The following is a 2,791-nucleotide window of genomic DNA, read 5'->3' as shown; positions in this document are numbered from 1 at the left end:
GCCGTGGGCGATGCCCGTGCGCGTGCTGCCGGGCCCCGACTACGCGTCGTTCGCCGCGGATGCGCAGCAGGCGTTCTGGGACGAGGAATGGCTCGTGACGGCCAACAGCAACCGGATGGGGTATCGTCTCGCAGGTGCCGAGCTCGTGCGCGAGCGGCCGGTGGAGCTGCTGTCGCACGCGGTGCTGCCCGGCACGATCCAGGTTCCGCCGAACGGCCAGCCGATCGTGCTGATGAACGACGCGCAGACAACCGGCGGCTATCCTAAGATCGGCACTGTGATCCGCGCGGATCTGTGGAAGCTCGCGCAGGCGCGCCTGAACCTGCCGATCCGCTTCGTGCGCACGACCGCCGACGCCGCACGCAGCGCGCTCGCAGCCGAACGCGCGTACCTGCGGCAAATCGACGTCGCGATCGAGATGCGGGAGGAGGCGCGCGTACGCGCGCAGTCCCGCGCGGCGTGAACATAGGGGACGCGGCGCCGGGCGCCGGGGGACGCACCATCATACGGATGGACGGAAACATCATGGAAATCGATCTGAATGCCGATCTCGGCGAAGGATGCGGATCGGACGAGGCGCTCCTCGACCTCGTCACTTCCGCGAACATCGCGTGCGGCTGGCACGCGGGCGGCGCGAACGCGATGCGTGACTGCGTGCGCTGGGCCGTGCAGAAGGGCGTGTCGATCGGCGCCCATCCGAGCTTTCACGATCCGGAGAATTTCGGCCGCAAGGAAATGCAGCTGCCGGCCGACGAGATCTACGCGGGCGTGCTGTACCAGCTTGGCGCGCTGTCCGCGATCGCGCTGGCCGAAGGCGGCCGCATCGTCCACGTGAAGCCGCACGGCGCGCTGTACAACCAGGCCGCGCGCGATCCGCTGATCGCCGACGCGGTGGTATCCGCGATCCATGATTTCGATCCGTCGCTCGCGGTGTTCGGGCTCGCGAACAGCGCGTTCGTCGCGGCCGCGCGGCACGCAGGGCTCGTGGCTGTCGAAGAGGTGTTCGCGGATCGCGGCTATCGCGCGGACGGCACGCTCGTGCCGCGCAGCGAGCCGGGCGCGCTGGTCGACGACGAAAACGAAGTGATCGCCCGCACGCTCGACATGGTGCGCAACCAGCGGGTGCGCGCGGTCAGCGGCGAATGGGTGCCGCTCAACGCGCAGACGGTCTGCCTGCACGGCGACGGGCCGCATGCGCTGGCGTTCGCTCGGCGGATCCGCGCGGCGCTCGAAGCCGCGGGCATCGATGTCATCGCGCCGGGGGCGCTGCAGGCGGACGAAGGCGCGTGATTGTGACGTACAAGAAAAAAGCGCCCTTGAGGCGCTTTTCTGTTGGCTGAACCGTACCGATGCAGCCGGAACCGATTCATCCACCCGAAGCCGTCTCGCGACGGCGACCGGAATGCGATGCTCCGGATCAAAAAACGTCCGCCGCCGCCCGCTACTGCTTCCCCCGGTCGGACGACGAAACGTCGCTTATCCGCAAGTCGGCCCGCATGCAATTGCTACCGGACGATGGTTGGCCCCGCCGTGCATACAGACACTCCGCGGCCGGCACGCAATGCACGTGCCGGCAACGCTAACCCCGCGCTTTGTTTCTGCTACCCCGTAGAACTTACCTGTTTACTATTCTTTTCAATTTTTCAACTTGTGGGATGAAGAATAGATATTGCCCGATCAGGATGTCAATCGTTTTAAACGCTATTTTCTGACGAATCGAGGGTTTTCCTTACCGATGCGCTCCGGCGCGCGATCAGTTCGCGTCGACCCGGTAACCTTGCTCGCGCAACATTTCGAGCACACCGCGCGGGCCGCCCAGATGCAGCGCGCCGATCGCGACGAACAGTGGCCGGTTCGACGCGGCCATTGCCGTCATCCGCGCCACGAAGCGCCGGTTGCGCTCGTACAGGATCTTGTTGTCGATCGACGCCGACAGCGTCTTCGAACGCGACAGCCGCTCGGTCTTCGCGACCGCCCACGCGGCCAGCGCGTCGGCGTCGCCGATCCGCCACAGCCGGTGCAGCGCCTTGATGTCGTCGGCGTTCTGCGCGGGCGTCTGCACCATGTCCTGCGCGAGCATCTCGCGCTGCTCGGCGAGCGTGAGCCCCGTGAACGCGCGCATCTGCTCGGCGAGCGTCTCGAGCCCGACCACCTTGCCGCCCTTCTTCTTCAGGTACACGTTCTGCAGTTGCGCCTCGGTGCCGTACTCGGTCTGCAGGCCGGCCGCCAGCGAATCGTAGGTCTCGACGACGAGCGCCGCGAGCCACGGCCGCATCTTGCGGATCTCGGCGAGCGCGGCCGGATTGCCGCGCAGCCGGCCGGCGAGCCGCTGCCACAGCGGCTCGGGCAACAGGCGCGGCAGGCACGGGTAATTGCAGATCCCGTACTTCGACACGTCGTCCTGCGATTCGAGCAGGTCGTCCGGCGACAGCTCGAGCGCGAGCGTCGGCGACGCGGCGAGCGCCGCGAGGATGTTCGGCCGGAACGGCTGCGTGCCCGGATAGTCGGACGGGTCGCCGGTGTGCAGCGTGCCCAGCAGGTAAATCGTCACCTTGCCCTTGGTCGCGACGTAGAACGGCATGCGCGCAGGCTGCGCCCGCACCGCGCCGTGCGCGACCGTGCCGTTCGACACGGAAGGCGGCGTATGGAAGCCCGGCAGGGTCATGCCGGGCGGCGGCACCTGCGACGGATGGAGCGGCGCCGTCGCCGGCGCGCGCCCTTCGGCCCGCACGGCTTCGACGGGCACGCTCACGCTGGCCGTCACGCATGCGCCGGCCAGCGCCGCGCCCGT

2 protein-coding genes and 1 pseudogene are annotated in these 2,791 nt (G+C 68.1%); 2 read left to right on the top strand and 1 reads right to left on the bottom strand.

The window, feature by feature from the left end:
• Both G3N94_RS40765 and pxpA read left to right on the top strand, forming a co-directional pair.
• Nucleotides 1-463, top strand: a pseudogene (locus tag G3N94_RS40765) (allophanate hydrolase); the annotation flags it as partial.
• A 62-nt stretch (nucleotides 464-525) separates the two neighbouring features.
• Complete coding sequence (gene pxpA / locus G3N94_RS40760; RefSeq protein WP_205799828.1) at nucleotides 526-1,290, top strand: 5-oxoprolinase subunit PxpA; 765 nt, start codon at nucleotides 526-528, stop codon at nucleotides 1,288-1,290.
• A gap of 463 nt (nucleotides 1,291-1,753) precedes the next feature.
• Here the strand turns inward: pxpA and G3N94_RS40755 are convergent.
• The coding region (locus G3N94_RS40755; RefSeq protein ID WP_241022355.1) for a TraB/GumN family protein at nucleotides 1,754-2,791 on the bottom strand (1,038 nt) is incomplete at its 5' end.

Source organism: Burkholderia sp. Ac-20353 (assembly GCF_017104785.1).
Classification (GTDB): domain Bacteria; phylum Pseudomonadota; class Gammaproteobacteria; order Burkholderiales; family Burkholderiaceae; genus Burkholderia.
The sequence above is the reverse complement of the archived record's forward strand: the minus strand, read 5'-3'. Positions and strand labels throughout refer to the sequence as shown.